Here is a 20262-nt window from a genome sequence, read left to right as displayed (position 1 = left end):
CGATCCACGGCCGCGACTGACGTTTCCCCACGGCAGGACCAACGACCACCCGAACCGAAAGTCACATGATCAACGGCTTCTGTTAGGACCTCTTAGCAGCGCCTCTCTCCAGGCGCGTGCAAGGCCGATGTCTCCCGAGCCTCTCGACGGACGGCTTGAATCACCCGCGAGCGTCGGCGTGTCGCCTGTTGGCACGGACCGCGTTGAGTCCCGCCGTGGACGTGCCGCGTGAGTCAACGCGTCGCCTTCCGAAAGCCGCTGACATCTACTCTGAGCACGGCAGAGGTTTGATGCGTATGACCCGCCCCCTCGACGGAGCTGTATGACCTTGAGGCAAGGGGGCCCGTTTGCTACTAGGTCGATGATCAGGGCTGGTTTGCGATCCGTCGGCCGAGCTGTTCAAGGAACTCCTGCAACGTGGATGTGGCGAGCTCGAAGTCGTCAAACCAGGAGGCTGTGGTGGACTTCCAGACTTGTCCGTTGTCTCCGATCGCGAACAGATGGCCCCCGCCGTCGCTGGCGAAGACCAACGCGATCGATTCGCCGTCAATATGAGCGGGGCCGTACTCGCGGAAGTGCTCCGCTGCCGTCGCAGATGAGTGGATGAAGTACCCGCCGTCGACGTCGGGCAGGGAAGCCTCACTGATCACCCAGTAGAGCGTGGTCAGGTCGGAGGGGATCGGCGTCAGTTCCACGAGTGCGTCCGTTGCCTGGTGGCTGTCGTCGGTTGCGAGCGTCACGGCGTTCTGGTCGGGCGGGAAGCCGTGCGTCGGGAGGAAGGACTGCATCAGCTTCCTCAGCGCCGCGTCGGCCTCTTCCCACCAGGATCGGACCCACTCCCTGTCAAGCCGCTCACCAGGCACGTTTCCCTCTCGAATGTATGCGTGGAACCCCACCGTCGCGGGCCCACAAGAAGATATCGGAGGGCTCAGCACGAGGTGCGATTGGAACGGCTCTTGCGATCCGTCACTCCTGGACCGGCCAAACCTGCTCGGGCGATCTCCCCACTCATCGTGTGAACACTGCCGGCGTGTCGAACCGGGATCGGTGTGTCGTGGAGAGCCTGCGTGCGCGAGTCCGTCCAGGTCGGAGGCATAGATGCGCACACGCACACCTCGCAGCAGAGGTACAGCCCCACGTAGCGGTGCCCGCCCCTCCTCGCATCGCTCGACCCGGGGCGGCTGGTGGTGGCTTCGCTCTACAAGGAGATCCGCCGCCCCGAGAACTCCACGCTGGGCAAGGGTTGACACTTCGCCCTCATCAACGGCAGCCAGGGTGACAGGACGTCCCTTCCTTATCGGTCCGGCCCACACGGCAGGCCCGCAACGCGAGCCTGCCCATAGTTGAGTTCGCCGAGTTCTTCGTGGCCGAGGAATGTCTCTCGCCCGGGAAGCCCTGTTTGGGATCTTGAACGACAGGTGACGCTGCCCGAGAGGGGTCGAAGACGGAACGCACCCGCGGGGGTCTCGCAGGCCGGAGCGGGCAGGAGGGTTTCGACCTGCTGCAGAGCGCTTCACCAGTCTGCACGGGCACCAGCAAGTGATCCTCCCGCGCGCCTCTCCCCTAACCCTCGTATAAATTCCCTTATACAAGGGTGATTGTCCAGGAACGATCGTCAGGGGGAGCGGCTCATGAGCGAGCATCAGTGTCCGGCGGGGGAGACGCCGATGGCTACTGCCGTCGAGACCGCTGAGGATGTCGAAGTGCTCGAAGCCGAGCTCGTCGAGGACCACGACCTGCTGCCCGCCCCGCTTCCGCCGACAACCACGCCCCGCCCCCTGCTCGACCGGCACACCATCCTCCACCCGGGCGAGGCAGTACCCACCGAGGCGGATGCCCCGACCTACACCCGCCGGGACTTCGAGGTCTCCCCGGCTACCGCGGAGCGCCTGAAGAACAAGGCCGCGCCGGCCAACACCAACCGCAACTACAGCAGCCAGCGCAGGAACTTCGCCGAATGGTGCGAGGCAATGGGCCGGGTCGCGCGACCGTGCACGACGGCGACGTACGTGGAGTGGGTCGCCGGCCTCATCGCCCGCGAGATGGCACCGAACACGATCCGGACGTACATGTCCGGCGTCCGTACGTGGATGCCCGAGGACCAGCGGCCCGGCACCACCGAGGCCCGCGGAATGCTCGCCGAGTACCGCAAGGAATGGGGCAAACGGAACCGCGTCCGCAAAGCCCCGGCAATCACGGAGCCTATGCTGCGCGCGATGGTCGACACCTGTGACCTGCGCACACCGGCCGGACTGCGGGACCGGTGCGCGCTCCTGGTGGGCCGCGGCGCCCTGAACCGCCGCATCGAGCTGGCCGACCTCGACATCGCGGACGTCGAAGTCGAGGACACCGGGGTCGACCTCTGGATCGCGTACTCCAAAACGGATCAAGAGGGCAAAGGCGAGAGCACGTTCATCCCGGCGGACCTGACGGGCCCGCCGCTCTACGACCCGGTGTCAGCCGTACGGGACTGGCTGAGCTGCCTCCACCGAATGGGCATCCACGATGGGCCTCTGATGCGGGCCCTCACTTCAAAGAGCCGCCTCCAAAACCGGGTGGCCGCGACGACCCGCGGCGACTACGTCACCGGCGACGCCCTCAACGACTGGATCCGCCACCGCGCCTACCTCGCCCGACTGCCCGGCTGGCACCTCATCACCTCACACGGCCTGCGCCGCGGCGGCGCCCAGGAAATCGCCGACGCCGGCGGCGACCCCACCCACCAAGGCCGCTGGAAACCTGGCTCGGCAACGGTGAAACGCGAATACCTCGACCGCGCCCAATCCCGCGCCCAAAACCCCTGGCATAAAGTGCAAGCTGCGCGCTACGGAACCCGAGAAAACTTGTAGCGCCGTAGGCTCGCGGGGCTCCAGAATTCAAGCACAGTGCACCTGCGGAGCAAAAGAGAATTGTCGTCCCTCGACAATTCCGCCTTGAAGACGTATAGAAAGTTCGGACGCATGCCTCTTCGGCTGTACGCCATGACCATCGGTGGAGACGCCCTTGGCCCGAGCAACGATTGACCCACGTGGGCGGCCGTCCGCGGACGTTGCCATCTCCATGCCGTCAAGCCCCATACTGGCCACGTGAAGACCATCGCCGGGGAGCGCGTCCACGCGCTCCCCGGCGACGTTGTTCAATTCAGACCGGCTGAACTCGAAGCCCTCAATGAGACTATTTCGATCTGGAGTCCTGTAGAGCCTTCGGGTTAATCACAGGCGCGAGGACAGCGCTGCGAGAACCTTTCAGGTTCTATGCCCGATGTGAATTGCGGTGGACCCAACAGCATCTCGCAGGTTAGGCGCTACTACGCAAACACAGGACCAGTCGCCACGTGAGACCGAGAAGACCAGTACTTCCGTCAGGGAGCTACCTCGAATTGCCTCAAGGAATCTGTCGAGCTCCTCCGTCTCGCCGCCCCCGTTCCGGACTCCCATCGCACGGGACGAGTAAAGTGCCTCTATGTCGCGCCTCGCTGCTGGGGTAGCGCGGTAAGAGAACTCGTTCAGACTGGCCAGGATCGCTAGCCCGCGTTGGGCAGATACCCACCCCGAGCGGGCAAGCGCGCCTAGCACGTGACGGGCCGCAGGTCCGTCAATCTCCATCGACATGTAACTCTCATCCCTCCCTACCTGATCCACAATCAGCGCAGATCGAAGACTTTGGCGCCTTGCACAAGATTCTCCACGAGAACCTCACTCTCACCCCACTTATCTTCGCCATACAGTGCCATTTGGCGAAGCGGGTTTCCTGGGGTCGGGAGTGAAATCCTGAGGATCACGCCCGGAGTTTCCCCGTCACGCATTCCCATGGCGTACTTTCGAGCAACTTCAGGGCTGGTCGTCCACGACGTGTACGGACTATCCGTGTTGGCGTCGTTGTGTTCTATGGGTGTGGCCTTACCACCCCGCGGCGCGGCCCGACCCTCCAGGGCATTCTGGAACCCGGGATGACCTTCAGGGACTCCTCGGTAGAGATATCGACCCTCAGGGTGCTCGGCCTTGAGGGTGTCGAATGTGCCGCAGTTGTGCACGAGGACCGGAGTGGCGCCTGCCAGCACATAGTACGTGTGGAAGTCATTGACGGTCAGGTTGTGCGTGGTGACTGCGTACGGGTAGTTGCGCTTGGAGCTCACCGTCAGGGTGGTGCCGTCGGGGCGGCGGAGCTGTTCGCCCGGGTTGAATTCGCCCGCGTCGACCCACTGGTGGCGGGTCTCGTTCCAGTGCGGGTGGTGGAGGGTGGAGGTGAGCTGGACGGGCGGGGCGCGGGGGTTGGACTCGTCGGTGAGGGTGAGGTCGGTGAAGTCCTTGTCGTCCGGGGTGGTGATGGTGGCCGTCACCTGCTGGGGACGGGTGTCGCCGGTCTGCGGGTCGGTGGCGAGGAGGGTGTCGCCGATGCGGACGTCCTGGATAGCCTTGGTCGTTCCGTCGGCCATCTGGACGCGAGTGCCAGTGGGGAAGCTGTTCAGCTTGCACGCCACCGCAGCCTCGGTGTCCGCGCCGCCGCTGCTGTGGGATTCAGCGGAGCCTGCGCTCGACTCGGCGTCGGATGCCTCCCTGGTGGCTCTGCTCTCCGTACTGGCGCTGTCGGTGGCCGTCTCCTTGCCGGCCTTCTCCGATGCCGACTTGGCTGCCTTGGCTTCGGCGTCGCGGGCTTCCTTGGCTGCCTTCTTGGCCCGGGTCATCGCCTCGGCCGCGCGGGCCACTCCGCGTTCGGCGTCGTGGATGGCGTCGTAGGCCTTGTTCACTTCCTTGTAGATCTTGAAGGCCTTGATGCCCACCTTGATCGCCTTGGCGATCTTGCCCCAGGGAACGGCGCTCAGGGCCGTGTTAATGCAGGCCATGACGTCGCCCTTGGTGAAGCAGTCCCGGGCGTCGTTGTAGCCGATCAGGTCGCCGATGAGGTCCACGACCTCGTGGACGAGGTGATCGCGCTTCTTCTTCGTCTTCTCGAGCGTCGCGTTGGCGTTCGCGAGGCCCGTCGAGCCGTCGTCGTCATCCGACGAGCCGGTCGTGGTGGTGGGGGCGGGAGCCGGGTAGCTGCTGCCGTCCCGCCGCTCGGACTTGCCGTTGCCGTAGTCGAGCCAGAGGCCGCTCGCGTCCGAGGCGTTGACCGGGCTGTTGTTGGAGTACGCGTACGCGTTCCACTGCTGCGGGTCGCCCGCGTCGAGGATCGGGTCCGGGCTGATGAACCGGCCCGTCGTCGGGTCGTATTCGCGGGCGCCCAGCAGGGTGAGGCCTGTGGCCTTCTCCTTGGTGCCGCCGATGAAGCCCTTGTCGCCGGCCCAGCTGCCCGGTGCGGGCTGGGTTCCACGTTCGTTGCCGAAGGGGTCGGAGGAGCGGCGGACCTGGGCGAGGTCGGTGGCGTTGAACTGGACGCCGCCCGTGCCGTGGTGGTCCGAGCTCTGGTAGGTGAGCGTCGATGCCCCGGCGGTGGTGGTGCGGGTGATGGAGAGGCCGCCGGGGGCCGCGTAGGTGCGGACGTTGGAGACCTTGCCGGTGGCGGTGTCCAGGGTGATCTGGTCGGTGCCGAGGTTGAGCGTGGTGCTGCCCGGGTCGCGGCGGATGAGCTGGTTGCCGCCTGTGTCGTAGAGGTAGCTGGTGCCCGCGCTCTCGCCGGTTCCGGTGATCTTGTCGAGCTTGCCCTGGTCGTTCCAGGTCAGGTTCTTGGTGCCGGGTGTGCTGGTGATGGAGGCGGTGTTGCCGCCCGCGTCGTAGGTGTACGAGGTGACCTTGGTGCCGGACGGGCCGGTTTCCGTGGAGGTCATCAGCGCGTGCGGGCCGCCCGTGCCGCCGCCGGTCTTCGGGTCGGTGGAGGGCGTGTTCTGCCGGCCGCCGAAGGTCTGGGTGACCGTGGTGTCCTTGGTGGCGTTGCCGGTGACGTCCTTCTTGACCAGCTTGGTGCGGTTGCCGAGAAGGTCGTACTCGTACTGCTGCCAGTACGGGGCGGGGCCGCCCACGCTGGGCTTGCCACCGGTGTCGACGGCTGGGCCGCCGGCGTTGGTGCAGCCGCCGATGCCGGGGACGCTGGGCTGGGGCGCGGTGGTCTGGCTGCCAGTGTCGGTCCAGGCCTGGGTCAGCCGGCCCAGGTAGTCGTGGGTGAAGCACTGCAGGTCGCGCTGTGCGCCGTCCTGCGTGTTGCCGATCGAGGTCAGCTGGCCGACCTGGTTGTAGGTGTAGTCGACGGCGTCGACACTGGCCCGCTCTGCGGTCTGCTTGTCAAGCGTGGAGCGGAGCAGGCGACCGGTCGCAGTGTCGTATCCGGTCGTGGAGACGATCTGCATGCCGGCCTTGCCGACCGTGCTGCGGATGACGTGACCGTACGGGTCGTGCCGCAGGTCGGCGAGGTACGGGGAGCGCGTCGTGCCGATGGTGCCGTCGAAGCCAGTGAGGTTGCCCACGGTGTCCGTGGAGAACGTCATCCGCTCGACGCCCAGGCCCGCCTGCGGAACTTCGGGAAGCTCGGCGCTCGTCAGCTGGCCGTACTTGTCGTAGGTGCTCTTGGACTCGTAGGTGCCTGCGAGGCTCTTCTCGGCCGCCGGGATCGTGGTCTTCGTGCCGAGGGGGCGGTAGCCGCCGTCGTAACCGGTGATTTCGGTGACGTAGGCGCTGCCGCCGGATCCGCCCACGTAGCGGGTGCTCGTGGCGGGCTTGCCCAGAGCCTTGACGTCGTAGGTGAAGCCGCTCACCTGCTTGGCGGGATCGACGGTCTTGCCCTCATAGGCGGCAACGGTGCGGCCGAGGAGGTCGGTGACCGTGGTGGCGCTCTTGTTCCGCCCGTCGGTGACGGTGGTGAGGTTCTTGCTGTCGTCGTAGGCCGTGGTGCTGGTACCGGCGTCCGGGTCGGTGGTCTTCACCAGTCGGCCGAGGAGGTCGTAGGAGAAGGTCCACTCGTTGCCCGCGGAGTCCTTGCGCCGCAGCTCCTGACCCTGTGCGTTGGTCTCGTACGTCGTCTCGTCGTAGGGGCCGGTGGGGGTGTTGCTCTTGTACTGGCGCAGCAGCGAGGTGGTGCCGCGGCTGACGGTGGCGGTCGCGTATCCGCCGTTCGGCGGGATGGTGCGGGTTTCGTCGGCTCCGGGGTACTCCGTCTTCGAGCGCCACTGCTCCACACCGTAAGACTGGAAGACGGACGCCGTCGTGCGCCCCAGACCGTCGAAGACGGAGAGGGTCTGCGCAGGGAGCTTGCTGTCGGGGGTGACGCCGCCGTTGGGCAGGAACAGCGCGCCCGAGGGGCCCGCTTCGTCGTTGTAGTAGGCGGAGCTGGTCTTGACCTGCCATCCGTGTGAGTCGAACAGCGCGTCCGTGATCAGCCGTCCTGAGGCGACGGAGGCCGGGGTGGCCTGCGTCTGGCGGATACGGCCGAGTCCGTCGTAGACGGTGTAGCTGGACGTGTAGGAGTCGTCGTTCATGAGCGTCTGACTCAGGACGCTGGACGGCGCGTTGGTGCCGTTCATCGCGTACGAGTACTTGCGCACGGGCAGCGCGTTGTTCGCGCGCTCCTGGCCGGGCTGCCAGATGGAGGTGACACGGCCGAATTGGTCGTACTCGCGTTCGGCGACGTGCTTGTTCTCGTCCGTCGTCTTCAGCGGCAGCGAACGGCCGATGTCGAGGGTGGTGACCGACTTCCAGCCGAGCGGGTTGGTGTGGGTGACCTGGGTGGGCAGGGAGCCGGTGGCCGGCTTGTACTGCGTCGTGGTCACCGCCCCGTCGGGGTGGGCGGCGTCCTTGCGGGTCTTGTTGGTGTTGCTCGTGGCCCGGCCGTACGCGTCGTACGTCGAGGTGGAGTTGAGGCGGTAAACCGGCTTGCCCGCGGCGTCGTAGTTCTCCAGGACCGAGATGCCGGTCTGGTCCCCCGTGGCGCCGGCCTGTCCGGCGGGCAGGTTGTCGAAGGCGGCGAGGGTGTCACCGACCGTGTTCGCGGCCGTCGGGGTCTGTCCGCAGGCGCCGGAGAGGACAAGGGTGCGGGAGGCCAGCTGGGTGAGGGCGCCGCCGGGGCCGGTGGCGTAGTCGAACGTGGTACACAGGCGCTGGTCGGGCCGGGACAGGTCGCTCTTGTCGTCGACCTTGGTGGGCCGTGAGAAGAGGGTGTCGTCGTACTCGGAAGTGCGCTCGCTGGTGCGCCAGGTGCCGTCCGCCAGCTTCGCGCGGCTGGTGACCTTGCCGGTGTTCTGGGCGCGCGCGGTGATCGCGGGCAGGCCTCCGGACTGGGCGCGGGTGGCGGTGTCGTTCTTGCCGAGCCAGGGGGTGGTGACCTCGTCGGCCACGACGGTTCCGCCGTCGCGGTCGTACGTCTCGGTCTGGCGGATCCGGCCGGACAGGAGGTTCTCGTCCTTGATGGTGCCGCCCTGCGCGTCGGCGACGGTGACGCTGCGCTTGGTGCCGTTGGCGAGGACGTCGCCGTCCATGCCGCGCAGGTACGTGGCCACGCTCTTGGTGCGGGGGGCCTCGGCCGCGTTGCCGTTGCCCGTGCGGGTGGTGACCGTGGCGAAGCCGCGGAACTGGTCCCACGTGCGGGTCTTGGGGTCGGCGAACTCGGAGTCGTTGCGGTGCCAGGCGATGCCGCCGCCGTACTCGTAGTCGGTCACGGTGGTGACCTGGCCGGCGACCATGTCCTGCTGGCTGACGGACTGGACGACGATCTTGTTGAACCAGTCGTTGACCGGGTCCGGGTAGGACTGGCCGGGCAGGTACCACTTGACCGGCATGCAGGCCATCGTGTTGCCGTCCTCGGAGGAGGGCATGTGGCCGCTCACCCGGGAGCACTCCGGCGCCGTGTACGCGACGTTGATCAGGCCGCCGGTCTCGGTGGTGATCTTCTGGATGCGGGGCCGGTAGTAGCGGGGCGCCGAGGCGTCCGTACCGTCCGGGCGCCTGACCACTCCGTCGACCCGGTTGGGGATCTGCAGCGGCTGGAAGGAGACCGCGGGCAGTTCCTTCTCGGGCTTGCCGTTGGACGCCTTGCGCACGATCGAGTCGAGCCAGAGGGTCGGGGACGTGCCGTCTCCCGGGTCCTGGAAGGACTGGTTGAGGACGTACGAGTCGACCGGCCGGTAGGTGGTGCCGGCCAGGACCTCGGTGTCGATCCGCCTGATGCGCTTGGTGGTGAAGTAGGTGGGGGAAAGGTTCAGGCACTGGCCGGTGGCGGCGCATTCCTGGTCGACGGGGGTGTCGGGCCAGGACTTGGCGTTGGCCTTGGTGCGCTGGGCCGGGTCGCAGGCGGCTGCGTCATCGGGGAAGCAGCGCTCCGTGGTGCGCAGCCACACCTGGGCGGCGGGCTTGGCCGCGCCCTTGGCCGCGATCTGCTCGGGCAGGCGCTGGCCGTAGCCGATCCAGGCGGGGTAGCTGCCCCGCTGGTACTTGGTCGGGGTGCCGTTGCCGTTGTTCTGGCCGCCGCCTCGCCCGTAGTGGTTGTCCTCCTGCTCGTAGCGGTAGGAGACGAGGTTCTGGTGCGGATCCACGATGTAGTCGAGGTTCCATTCCCAGCCCAGCTGCTGCCACGTGCCGTTGGCCGGGGTCTGTGCGCCGAGGCACTTGTCCTGGCCGCTGTTGAAGTAGACGGGGACGGTGGAGACCGACTTGGCTTCGGGGTCGGTGCCGTCACCGCCGGGGAGGCGGTTGGCGCCGAAGTAGTACTGGGTGCCGTCGGTCGTGGTGACCTTGAAGCCCTCGCCCTTCCAGGCGGCGTTGCGCTGGTCGGTCAGGCGCTCGACCTTGGTGCCGTCGTCGCCCTGGAGGCGGTAGACGCAGGTGGCGTCGTCGCGGACGATCTGGCCCGAGTGTCCCGCCAGGTTCAGCGAGAGGATGTCGCCGGCCCAGCACTCATCGCCCGAGTCCTTGATGCCCGCGTCCTTGCACCCCTTGTACGAGCGCGAGATCGAACCGGGGCTCCAGTCCCAGCCCTCGCCGAACGGGCCGGCCTGCGCGTTCGTCGACGCGGTACGGCCGTCGATGGAGGACGAGTCATAGCCGAGGGAGATTCCCGGGCCGGCACCGGCGATGCTGGACGGCACCTCGACGGTGTATCCGTAGGTGAAGTTCGCCGCGTTGGCGCCGGCCTGCCAGGAGGCGGAGGGCTGCAGTGGGGTCGCGGAGTAGTCGCCGCTCGCGCCGTTGGGGCCCGCTTCGAGCGCGATCGCCACGTCCTGGGCGGCGAGCATCTGCGGGGCCTGGGAGGCCGGGGCTTGCGGGGCTTGCGGGGCTTGCGGGGATGCCGGCTTTGCACCGCCGGACTGCGTCTTCGGGTCGGAGGCAAAGGCCGCGGGGCCCTTGGGTGCGTCCACTTGCGCGATCAGGCGGCCGGAGGGGTCCCGGTGCGAGGCGAGGGGCGTACGGGTCGTGCAGCCGGGGGCGCCGGGGGTGGTGAGCGCGCACGTGGGCAGCTGCACCAGCCGGGCCCGGTCGGCCCAGTTGGCTCCGGCGGCCTTGGCCCATGCCGAGACGTCGAGGCCGACTTCCACCTTGCCCGAGGGACCGGCCCCTGCCGCACCGCTGAGGGCGACGAGCGCGCCGTTGACCCCGGCGGCGCGGGTCTTGGCTGCGTCCTTCACCTCGACGCGCAGGGTGCTGTTCTGGCCGGTCTGGCCGGGATCTGCGCCCCCGGAACCCCCGAGGGCGAGGGAAGAGAGCTTCACCGAATGATTTACGCCATTCGCGGGCGCAATCCAGACAGGGAGCCCCTCAGCCTTGACGGCTCCGGGCCCGGTCACGCCGCGGGCCGTCTCCTTTTGGGATAAGGAGACGCTTGCCGCGCCGGACGGAATGGTGACCTTCGAAGCCGGGGCCCATTTCCGGCCAGAGGCCGTCTGCTTGGCCGAAGGTTTCGCGTCCACCCCCTTGACCGGTTTCACATCCGGCAGAGGCGTATTGGGTGGGACCCACACCTTCGGCGGTTTGTCGGCGGCTTCGACGACAGGTAGACCCAGGCCAGAGAAGAGAACGGAGAGCGCGGCGACCACGGCAACGCGCGATCTTCCGGTACGCGAGCGTACGACGGAACCACTTCTATGAGACAACCAAATCCCCCCACAGGACACGGAAAGCACGAACCCCGGACCGAAAAGGTCCAGAACAAGCGCACCTTACGAAGCGTGCGTTCGATTTATCAGCGGAGTCTCACATTCCTCAGGCGTGACTCATGTCACGCACCACGCAATTTGGGTGCTCATCACCCAAATCGGGCGCCGGAATCTCATAAACCGTTGACAAAATTGCATACGTGAAGAGATCGTGCCGCTGACTTCTGTCCGTCTCACAGCTCAGGGGGGCCATCACGTGAGATCTTCATTTCCAGCATTGCGGACACCAAGGCCGGGGGGCCGCAGTCGGCGGGCCTTGCGCGTCTCGATGCTGCCCGTCGCCGGAGCGGCCGTACTCTCACTCGGAGCCGGCCTGATCGCGGCTCCGCCCGCAGCGGCCGACGGCGGCGCCCGCGGTCACGGACCAGAGCAGAGCAGCTGGCCCGCGCCTGTGCCCAAACCGGCGCCGAGCGCACAGGAATCGGCCATCACCAAGGCTCTCGCCGAGGCCAGGAGCAGCGGCAAGCGGGTGGCCATCGCCGACTTGACCACCTCGGGCTCGCAGACGTTCGCCAATCCGGGCGGCACGCTGACCAGCGACACCGCTGCCGTACCGGAACGCCTCAAAGGCCCGGACGGACAGTGGCACCCGCTCGACGCCACGCTCAGGACCACCCCCGACGGCACGGTCGTACCGGCCGCGGTCTCCTCGAAGCTGAGCTTCTCGGGCGGCGGCACCGGCCCGATGGTCTCCATGGCCACCGCTGACGGCCGCAAGCTGGCGTTCAAGGCCCCGTTCCCGCTCCCCAAGCCCACCCTCAACGGAGACAGCGCCCTCTACGGCAACGTCCTCGCCGATGTGGACCTGCGGCTAACCGCCGACCGGCAGGGCGGCTGGAGCCAGGTGCTGATCGTCCGTACCCCGCAGGCCGCCGCCAACCCGGCGGTCAAGAAGCTCCGGCTGGACGTCCAGGCCGACGGGCTGACCGTCACCGCCGACAGCGCAGGCAACCTCGACATCAAGGACGCCACCGGCCGGACCCGCTTCACCAGCCCGACCTCCTTCATGTGGGACTCAGCCACCGGCTCCGCGGCCGCAGGCGCCCAGCCGACGGGCAAGCCGGCCGGCGCACCGCAATCCGCCCCTGCCCCGGACGCCGCGCCCACGTCCGCGTCCGCGTCCGCGTCCGCGTCAGGGGAATCGACCGCGGACGGCCCGGGCGCGGGCGCCGCCGTGAAGCCGGTCAGGACGACCGCCGACGCGAACGGAATCGAACTCGTCCCCGATCCCGAGCTGCTCGGCAAGGGGACCGGCCCCTGGTACATCGACCCGGGCGTCAACCCCGTCCTCGACAACACCAACCAGGCATGGGCCCAGGTCCAGGAGGCCTACCAGGACACCAACGAGTTCAACGGCACCGAGTACGGCCAGGACAGGCCGGCCACCGGCTACTGCGGCTACAACGTCGGCAACCCGCCGTGCACGGGAATCGGCCGTACCCGCGCCTACTTCCAGCTCGGCTTCGACTCCCGGCTCCACAACACCGAGATCATCAGCGCCACGTTCTCCGCCACCGTCGTCTCCTCGTCCAGCCCCAGCACGGCCACGCCGATGGGTCTCTACGTAACCAACGCCATCGGCAACCCGACCAGCTGGAACCGCCAGCCCTGCGGCACCGGCTCCACCATGCAGGGCTGCAGCCTCGCCGCACGCACCTGGATGTCGGGGACCGGCCAGATCGACTTCAACGTCACCGACCTGGCCAAGGCCGCCGCCCGGTACCAGTGGCCCACCGTCACCGTCGGCCTCGCACCCGACGACGAGTACAACAAGTACTACCGGCAGCGTCTGAACAACACCCCCCACATGGTCGTCGAGTACGACATCACGCCCACCGTCTGGTGGCCCCGCACCCGGCCGAGCCCCGGCTTCGCCGACACGGCCTCCTCCGCCGACTGCCGCACCCCGGGCACCGCCAACCCCTGGGACAACCCCGGCTGGGTCGGCGCCAACAGCAACATCACCCTGACCACCGCCACCTACTCGGCCACCGGGCGCCAGCTGCAGACGACCTTCCAGTACTGGGACGACGACGCCTCGGGCAAGACGGGCTTCGCGCAGACCAGCGGCAGCGACTACGGCGACGCCATCGTGGACGTGGGCCCGCTGACCGACGGTCACCAGTACGGCTGGACCGCACGGACCACGGACGGGACGCTGACCAGCAAGGACACGGACTGGTGCTTCCTGCGGGTCGACCGCACGCCGCCCACCGCAGCCGTCACCTCCACTGACTTCCCCGCCTCCGGCAGCATCGACGTCCACCCCAAGAAGGCGGGCCAGGAGGGCACCTTCACCCTCACCGGCACCGACCCGGCCCCGGCAGGCGGCGGCCGCACCTCAGGCATGGCCTGCGCGCGCTGGACCACCGACCCTGTCAAGGCCGCCGCCACCAACTGGAAGTGCACCGACACCGAGACCGGCATCGTCAAGCTCACCGACGGCACGGCCACCGTGAAGCTCACCCCTCAGCACTGGGGCACCAACCACCTCTACTTCCAGACCCAGGACATCGCGGGCAACCTGTCCCAGCCGGTCGCGTACAGCTTCTACGTCCCGGCCGACCCGAACAGCCCGGCGCCGATCTTCGGTGACCTCACCGGCGACAAGAAGGCCGACATCCTCCTGCCCGACAGCGCCGGCGCGCTGCGCCTGGTCGGCGGCGGCACGGACCCGGCGGCTGCACCCAGCTCCCGGCCCCAGCTCGCCCCCGGGTGGAACGGCTGGACCGGCATCCACACCACCCACCGCGGCAGCCTCGGCGACAAGAACGTCGATGACCTCTTCGCCCACCAGCCAGGCCAGTCCAAGCTGTACCTCTACCGCAACGACCTGGCCGGCAACCTCGACGGCGCAGCCGCGGTGTCCCTGGCCAAACCCGGCAGCTGCGTCACGACCACCGGCACCGCGATCGACTGCGGCGCTCACGGATACGGCGCCGACTGGTCCAAGACGACCCAGATCGCTGCTTTCGGCTCACTCGCCGGTGACACCGCCAAGGGCGGTGCGCTGGAGCGCACGTCGCTCCTCTTCATCGACAACGGGCGGCTCTGGCTCGCCCTGGCGGGACCTGTGAACGGCCTCGACACCCGCGCCATGCTGCTTTCGGCCAATGACACCCGATGGGACGGCTACGACCTGATCACTCTTGGCCGGGCTCAGGGGACGGACCTGCCGACCCTCTGGGCGCGGTCGAAGAGCGACGGCACCCTGCACGCCTTTCCTGTCCGGGGCACGACGCAGCAACCCGACCTGACCGGCTTCACCGACCCGTCCGCAGGCACGATCGGCGGCAGGGCCGAACCTGCCCGCTACCCGCGTGTCGGCTCGGACGGCGACCTCACCGGTGACGGCATCCCCGATCTGTGGGCAGTCGACGAGAACAGCCAGCTCGTCGCTTTCCAAGGCCTGGGCACTGCCCCCAACGGCACCGTCCCGCATCCGACGGTGACCGGCATCGACGCGACTCCGGTCTACATGGGCAACCTCAACATGCCGACCGCCCAGTGGAAGCTGACCGGGCAGAACGGCGCCACCATCCCGGATGCGGCCGGCACCAATACCGCCAGCACGGTCGGTGTCACCTTCCCGTCGGACTCCATCGGCGGCCGCTCGACCGGCTACGCCGCGTTCAAGGGCTCGGAGTCGCAGTCCACCATCACGGCCGCGCGTCCGGCCGTCGACACACGCAAGAGCTTCACCATCAGCACCTGGGCCAAGCCGGGCGCCAAGGGGAACCTCATCGCCAGCCAGGACGGCAACCGGGCGAGCTCCTTCGGCCTGTACGCCGACGCCACGCACTGGCGCTTCGCCCTGGCCCACGCCGATGCCGACGGGTGGCCCTTCGACTTCACCAACGTCGTCAACGACGCAGCCAGGTTCACCGCGGACAAGTGGACCCGCCTGACAGCCGTCTACAACGCGAACACCGGCCTCATGAGCCTCTACGTCAACGGCGTACTCGCCGGCAGCGGCCAGCACCAGGCCTCTACGAGCCCGGCCCCCAGCGGCCCCCTCGTCCTCGGCCGGTACAAGGCCAACGGAACCAACGCGGACACCTTTGACGGCGGAATCAGCAACTTCGCCGTCTACCCCTACGCCGCCGCCCCCGCCTCCCCGGAGGCCACCGGCCCCATCACCGTGACGACGGCGGCCGCCAACTGCATCGACAACGACTACAACCGCCCCGACGACGGCAACAAGATCCAGGTCTTCACCTGCAACGGCACGGACGCCCAGAGCTTCCAGATCCGCGGCGACGGAACCATCCGCACGCAGGGCAAGTGCCTCAACGCCGCGAATGCCGGCACCGCAAAGGGCACGCTCATCGAGCTCCGCACCTGCGACAGCGGTGCCCCGAGCCAGCGGTTCCTGCCCCGGGCCGATAACAGCATCTACAACCCGGTCTCCGGCCTCTGCGTCGACCTCGCCTACGGCAACGCCAGCCCAGGAACCGCGCTCTGGCTGTACGAATGCAATGGCAGCCCCGCCCAGCGCTGGACCATACCCACCCTCGGCACGGCCCCTCTGCCCGTCCCCGCCCCATAGAAGGACGACACGTCTCGATACGGGCAGCCTCCGCTGCTCGCCATGAACGCCGCTGGCAGCTTCTACACCGTCTGAGAGATGTTCCACTGACGACCAAGCTGCTCTCTGATTGACCGGAGGGGCGTGCTGCAACTGCGGTTGCAGCACGCCCCTTGCGGCATCCCATCCGCGAAACCGAAAGGACATCCGACGTTGAACACCCCTTCAACCGTGCCGCGCGCCGACGAAGCGCAGCAGAAGCCAGGTTGGTTCCTGACTGCGGCGCTCGTCGGCGCGCTGTCCCTGCTGCTCCGTCTCACTGACACCTGGTCCTGGTGGGCCTTCCTCTGGGCTCCGCTGCTCGGCCTTGCCATCGGCTCCGCAACGTACGAGTGGCGGCTGACAGCCCGCAGCCGGTGGCGCATGCCCCCCATGGAGTGGCTGCTGCTGATCGTCGCGCACCTGAGCCTGGGCATAGCACTGGCAGACGTAGGGGGCTTCCTGTCCCGCTGATCACGCCCGTCAGCCGAAGGAGCCCTGGCTTTGTTCACGGGTTGTGGGTTCTGGCACACATTCCGTGAGGACGATCAACGGCGCTGGATTTCGTCACCACCCGCAGGCTATAGCGCTCAATCAGCCCAGCCCTCGGTGTTGGAGCAGGATTCGTAGGAGTAGCGGGTGTCGCGGTCCCACTCCTCCCCGGTGATTCGTTTGTATGCCCGGTCCGGGGTGTAGAGCAGGGGCTCGGCCCAGATGAGGTCGGTGGCGTAAGGAGTGAAGACCGAAGGGTCCTGGAGGACGCTGTCGAACTCGGTGCGGCCGGCGGCGACGACCGCGGCACGGGTGTAGAGGAAGGCGTCATCGGACAAGTCGTGTCCGTACTCCTTGCGGTCCAGCCGGTAGAGCGCCCATGACAGTTGTTCGGCAAAGCCGATGACCAGCGACAACGGGGACTGGGCAAGCCGCTCGGTGAGCGTGGCTGCAAGGTGTTCGGCGTCCGGGTCAGGTTCCGTGGGCCTGCAGTCCTCGATGAGCTGCCAGAAGGCGTCTTCGTTCATGCTGGCGAGCATGCCGCAGCGGTCTGACACTCCATCGCGGCGAGGATGCACACGACGACCGCTACATGCGCGATCTGCCTACCGGGCCCCGTCACAGGACGCTCATCCCGCGGTGCAGCTCCAGCGCCCGCGCCAGCTTCTGCAGCACCCGGGCCAGGCCTCGAGCGTGGTTCCAGTCCGCGTGCGCCCCATACCCCCGGGGACCCGCAGCCAGGCAGTACTCCCACTCGCTGAGGCCGTCGGCCACACTCACAGTCCGTTCACCGGCCGGGATCTGCACAACCTCATTGTAGAGAGCCCGCCCGCAGGTGATCAGGCCGTCGACGAGAACAGTGACATCCTCTGCCGCCGGACGAGACACATAAGGGGCGAGCGCCCGCCCCGTCAGGGCAGCCAGCCGCTCCTGAACCTGCTGCTCCATTCCGGGCGCTCCCTACCGTCGTCATCGGGCCATGAAACGAGGGTGACAAGAGGCCGCGCGAGGGCGCCATCAATGTGCAGCAATGTTCACGGCAACACCCGATTCGGACGATGTCCGATCCACCCTCTTGGCCTCTCAACCTGCGCGCATGACTGTGGTGTTCATCCGTGCACAGCCTGAGCAACGGAGGACACCATGGCGCTACGTTTCGTCGGCATCGACCCGAGCAGCAGCGACGGCGAAAGCGTGGGGTGGGTCGACGAGGAGCACCAGGAGCTCGTACTCCAAGGGTGGAAGCCCAGCCCGGAGCTGGAGGCCGAGTGCGCCCCCCTCGAACTTCCCGGGCACGGGACGGGCATCCCGGAGGGCGAAGCCGTGGTGCGGATCCCCGCGCGCATGGTGCGCATGATCAGGGAGGCCTGCGATGCCCTTGAACGTCCCTAGCTGGCTCGACCTCCTCGGCGCCGCCCAACGCTCGGCCGTCCATCTGGAGACCCGCGACGCCTACGCGGTCGACTACGAGACCGGCTCATTCGCCGACTGGCGTGCCAGCCACCGCCACGACCCCGCCGACCGGGCGGCATGGTGGCGTCCGTGGCTCGACCTCATCGCCGCCACCGTCGCCCGCGGGGTCACCGTGCGGCGGGCCCGCATCGTCTCGGAACCGGTCAGCGAGTACACCCGCTTCCTGTACGACGGGACGTTCACCAACGTAGCCGCCGGAGAGGAGGTGCGCTGGCTCCCCCGGCGGCAGGCCAGCGACATCGCCCTACCCGGCAACGATTTCTGGCTCATCGACGGACGGCTCATCCGGTGGAACCACTTCACAGGCGACGGGGAATCTGCCGGCGGAGAGATGAGCGAGGACCCTGCCGCGGCCAGGCTGTGCGCGGACGCCTTCGAGGCCGTCTGGGGACGGGCGGTCCCGCACGACAGCTTCAAGATCAGGTAGGCGGAGCCCAGCACATGCCCGTATCCCCGTCATCCGCAGCGCAGGCCGCGCGACGCAACGTGGCTCACCGTCTGCGTGAACTGCGATCGGAGGCGGGTCTCACCGGCAGCGAGCTGGGCAGCCGCTGCGGCTGGACGCACTCCAAGTCCTCCCGCATCGAGAATGCCCGCACACCGCCCACGCCAGACGACATCCGCCGGTGGTGCGAGGCCTGCGGCGCCGGGGCCCAGGCCCGCGACATCATCGCGCAGTCCCAGAACGCCGAGACGCTCTACACCGAGTGGCGGCGCAGGGCCGGCAGCGGCCTGAAGGAGTTGCAGCACAGCTACGTCCCCCTGTTCCGGTCCACCCGCCTCTTCCGCGTCTACTCCGCGACGCTCCTACCTCATTTCGTGCAGACCGAGGGCTACGCGCCGGCCTGCTCAACGCGATCAGCGAGTTCCGGGCGATTCCCGACGACGTCGCCGAGGCCGTCGCGGCCCGCATGCAGCGCAACCAGATCCTGAGGGAACCCGGACGCCGGTACGTCCTCCTTGTCGAGGAATCCGCGCTCCGCCACCAGCTCGCCGACGCGGAGGCCATGGCGGCCCAGCTCGGCCACCTGTTGACCGTGGGAGCGATGCCCACGGTCAGCCTCGGCGTCATCCCCATGGACACTCCGAACCGGACGCATTGGCCACTGGAGACGTTCCACATGTACGACGACACCCTCGTGTCTGTCGAGCTGCTCTCGGCCCGTGTCACGGTCACACAGCCCAGCGAGATCGACCTCTACGAGAAGGCATTCGCGGCGCTCCGGAAAATGGCGGTGTACGGGGCGGACGCCCGGGCGCTGGTCATGAAAGCGGTCGCCGCCCTCCCATAGCCACGCGACCGGGCCCTTCGGATGACGGGCCGGGTGCCCGCTGGTTTGAGGCTGAATAGCTCGCTTGGTACAGGGTTGAGACGGTACGGGAACTCTGGAAGTCAGCCCGTCGCGACAGTGAACGATCAACCCGCCCAACCATAAAGATTAAGCTCAACCGCCGCGTGTGCGGGAAGCAGTCTCCGACGGGCAAGAACCCGCTCCGGGGTCGAGGTCATCCCCGGACGCGCGGGGAGCAGTCCTCGATCACGTCCAGCCAGAAGTGGGGGTCATCCCCGCGTGGACGGGGAGCAGTACTCCTGTCCGCCGACGGCGCCGCCGGCTTTGGGGTCATCCCCGCGGGTGCGGGGAGCAGAGCTCGATCGGGACGTACAGCGGGAAGGCGAAGGGTCCATCCCCGTGGGTGCGGGGAGCAGCATCGACTGGAACAGGATCTCCTTCGACCACAGGGTCCATCCCCGCGGGTGCGGGGAGCAGCACCAGGCTCCGACGATCCCGTCTGCTTCGGCGGGTCCATCCCCGCGGGTGCGGGGAGCAGACGAGACCGTCAACTCCGTCGATGCGTGGGCCGGGTCCATCCCCGCGGGTGCGGGGAGCAGACCTGGGGCAGCGAGGCGACCGCGGAGAGGAAGGGTCCATCCCCGCGGGTGCGGGGAGCAGAGGAACGGCGGGACATCGATGTCCCGAGCGCGGGGTCCATCCCCGCGGGTGCGGGGAGCAGGCTCTCTGAACTGGGATTCTATGCGGGCCGCGTGCTGTTCTTGAGCACTTTCACAGAATCCGGCAAATCGATCTATTAGGCTCGAAACGCCCCTACCAGGTCTGTGGCCGCTTCAGCGCTACATGACGACCCTCGTACCGCGGGCGGCCGGCGCCGCAGGCATTGTTACCTGAGGAGCGGGCACTGCCGCGTGCGGCGGTGGCGGCTCTCCCCGGGGGCATGGGGCCGCCAGGCGGGACGCGTGGCGGCCTGCGGCCCAGGCCAGGAATTGCAGAGCCCTGATGTCGCCCGCGGCCAAGCGGGTAGAACCTGATGCGGCAGCAGCCAGAGCGAAGGCCTTCTCCGCAACGCCTCGCACGGGGGCGACTGCCTTGACGGGATCGGCGCTGTGGGCGGTACCTGCTTCCAGACGACCCTCAGTTCGAGAACGCTGCGATGGTCGAAGGTCTCGGCCTCCTGGCCTACTGGCTGGCGAACCAGGCCTTAGACATCGTTTCTTTTGGTGTGCTCGTTCGTTGAGCCGTGCATGACGGATCTGGTTGAGCGGCTGGTGCCGGACGAGTTGTGGGTGCTGTTTCGGCGGGTGGTACCGCCGACGGAGGTCATACGCCCGCAGGGCGGCGGTCGGCGCCGGGCGGGTGAC

9 protein-coding genes, 1 pseudogene and 1 CRISPR repeat array are annotated in these 20262 nt (G+C 67.9%); of the genes and pseudogenes, 6 read left to right on the top strand and 4 right to left on the bottom strand.

What is annotated here, in order from left to right:
• Positions 1 to 365: 365 nt before the first annotated feature.
• Entirely contained in the window at positions 366 to 788 is a 423-nt protein-coding gene (locus ACIPK4_RS39495) for a hypothetical protein (RefSeq protein ID WP_402322643.1), read from the bottom strand.
• A gap of 843 nt (positions 789 to 1631) precedes the next feature.
• Here ACIPK4_RS39495 and ACIPK4_RS39490 point away from each other — a divergent pair.
• Positions 1632 to 2849: an integrase gene (locus tag ACIPK4_RS39490; protein ID WP_402322640.1), complete on the top strand. Its 1218-nt coding sequence runs from the start codon at positions 1632 to 1634 to the stop codon at positions 2847 to 2849.
• A gap of 794 nt (positions 2850 to 3643) precedes the next feature.
• On the opposite strand, the gene ACIPK4_RS39485 is transcribed toward ACIPK4_RS39490, so the two are convergent.
• Positions 3644 to 10630: an RHS repeat-associated core domain-containing protein gene (locus ACIPK4_RS39485; protein WP_402322638.1), complete on the bottom strand. Its 6987-nt coding sequence runs from the start codon at positions 10628 to 10630 to the stop codon at positions 3644 to 3646.
• Between the two features lie 700 nt (positions 10631 to 11330).
• Here ACIPK4_RS39485 and ACIPK4_RS39480 point away from each other — a divergent pair.
• Both ACIPK4_RS39480 and ACIPK4_RS39475 read left to right on the top strand, forming a co-directional pair.
• A complete protein-coding gene (locus ACIPK4_RS39480; protein WP_402322635.1) occupies positions 11331 to 15623 on the top strand; it encodes a ricin-type beta-trefoil lectin domain protein in 4293 nt (1430 codons plus the stop codon).
• 192 nt (positions 15624 to 15815) lie between these two features.
• Positions 15816 to 16115 (top strand): hypothetical protein, encoded by a 300-nt coding sequence (locus ACIPK4_RS39475; RefSeq protein WP_402322632.1) that lies wholly within the window; start codon positions 15816 to 15818, stop codon positions 16113 to 16115.
• Positions 16116 to 16231: 116 nt separating this feature from the next.
• On the opposite strand, the gene ACIPK4_RS39470 is transcribed toward ACIPK4_RS39475, so the two are convergent.
• Positions 16232 to 16660 carry a DUF4240 domain-containing protein gene (locus ACIPK4_RS39470; protein WP_402322629.1) on the bottom strand — a complete coding sequence of 143 codons (429 nt, stop codon included), beginning with the start codon at positions 16658 to 16660 and terminating at the stop codon, positions 16232 to 16234.
• Between the two features lie 91 nt (positions 16661 to 16751).
• Entirely contained in the window at positions 16752 to 17081 is a 330-nt protein-coding gene (locus ACIPK4_RS39465) for a DUF6415 family natural product biosynthesis protein (RefSeq protein WP_402322626.1), read from the bottom strand.
• 195 nt (positions 17082 to 17276) lie between these two features.
• On the opposite strand from ACIPK4_RS39465, the gene ACIPK4_RS39460 reads away from it, so the two are divergent.
• The 3 genes and pseudogenes from ACIPK4_RS39460 (at position 17277) to ACIPK4_RS39450 (ending at position 18898) form a co-directional block, all read left to right on the top strand.
• Positions 17277 to 17525: a hypothetical protein gene (locus tag ACIPK4_RS39460; RefSeq protein ID WP_402322623.1), complete on the top strand. Its 249-nt coding sequence runs from the start codon at positions 17277 to 17279 to the stop codon at positions 17523 to 17525.
• Positions 17506 to 18033 carry a DUF6879 family protein gene (locus tag ACIPK4_RS39455; protein WP_402322620.1) on the top strand — a complete coding sequence of 176 codons (528 nt, stop codon included), beginning with the start codon at positions 17506 to 17508 and terminating at the stop codon, positions 18031 to 18033. The genes ACIPK4_RS39460 and ACIPK4_RS39455 overlap by 20 nt, the downstream gene beginning before the upstream one ends.
• Before the next feature lie 14 nt (positions 18034 to 18047).
• A pseudogene (locus ACIPK4_RS39450) lies at positions 18048 to 18898 on the top strand (helix-turn-helix domain-containing protein).
• A gap of 210 nt (positions 18899 to 19108) precedes the next feature.
• A CRISPR array of direct repeats spans positions 19109 to 19619; the repeat unit is 29 nt; unit sequence GGGTCCATCCCCGCGGGTGCGGGGAGCAG.
• Positions 19620 to 20262 lie beyond the last annotated feature (643 nt).

The sequence above is a fragment of the Streptomyces sp. NPDC086989 genome, from assembly GCF_044745505.1.
Taxonomy (GTDB): Bacteria; Actinomycetota; Actinomycetes; order Streptomycetales; family Streptomycetaceae; genus Streptomyces.
The sequence above is the reverse complement of the archived record's forward strand: the minus strand, read 5'-3'. Positions and strand labels throughout refer to the sequence as shown.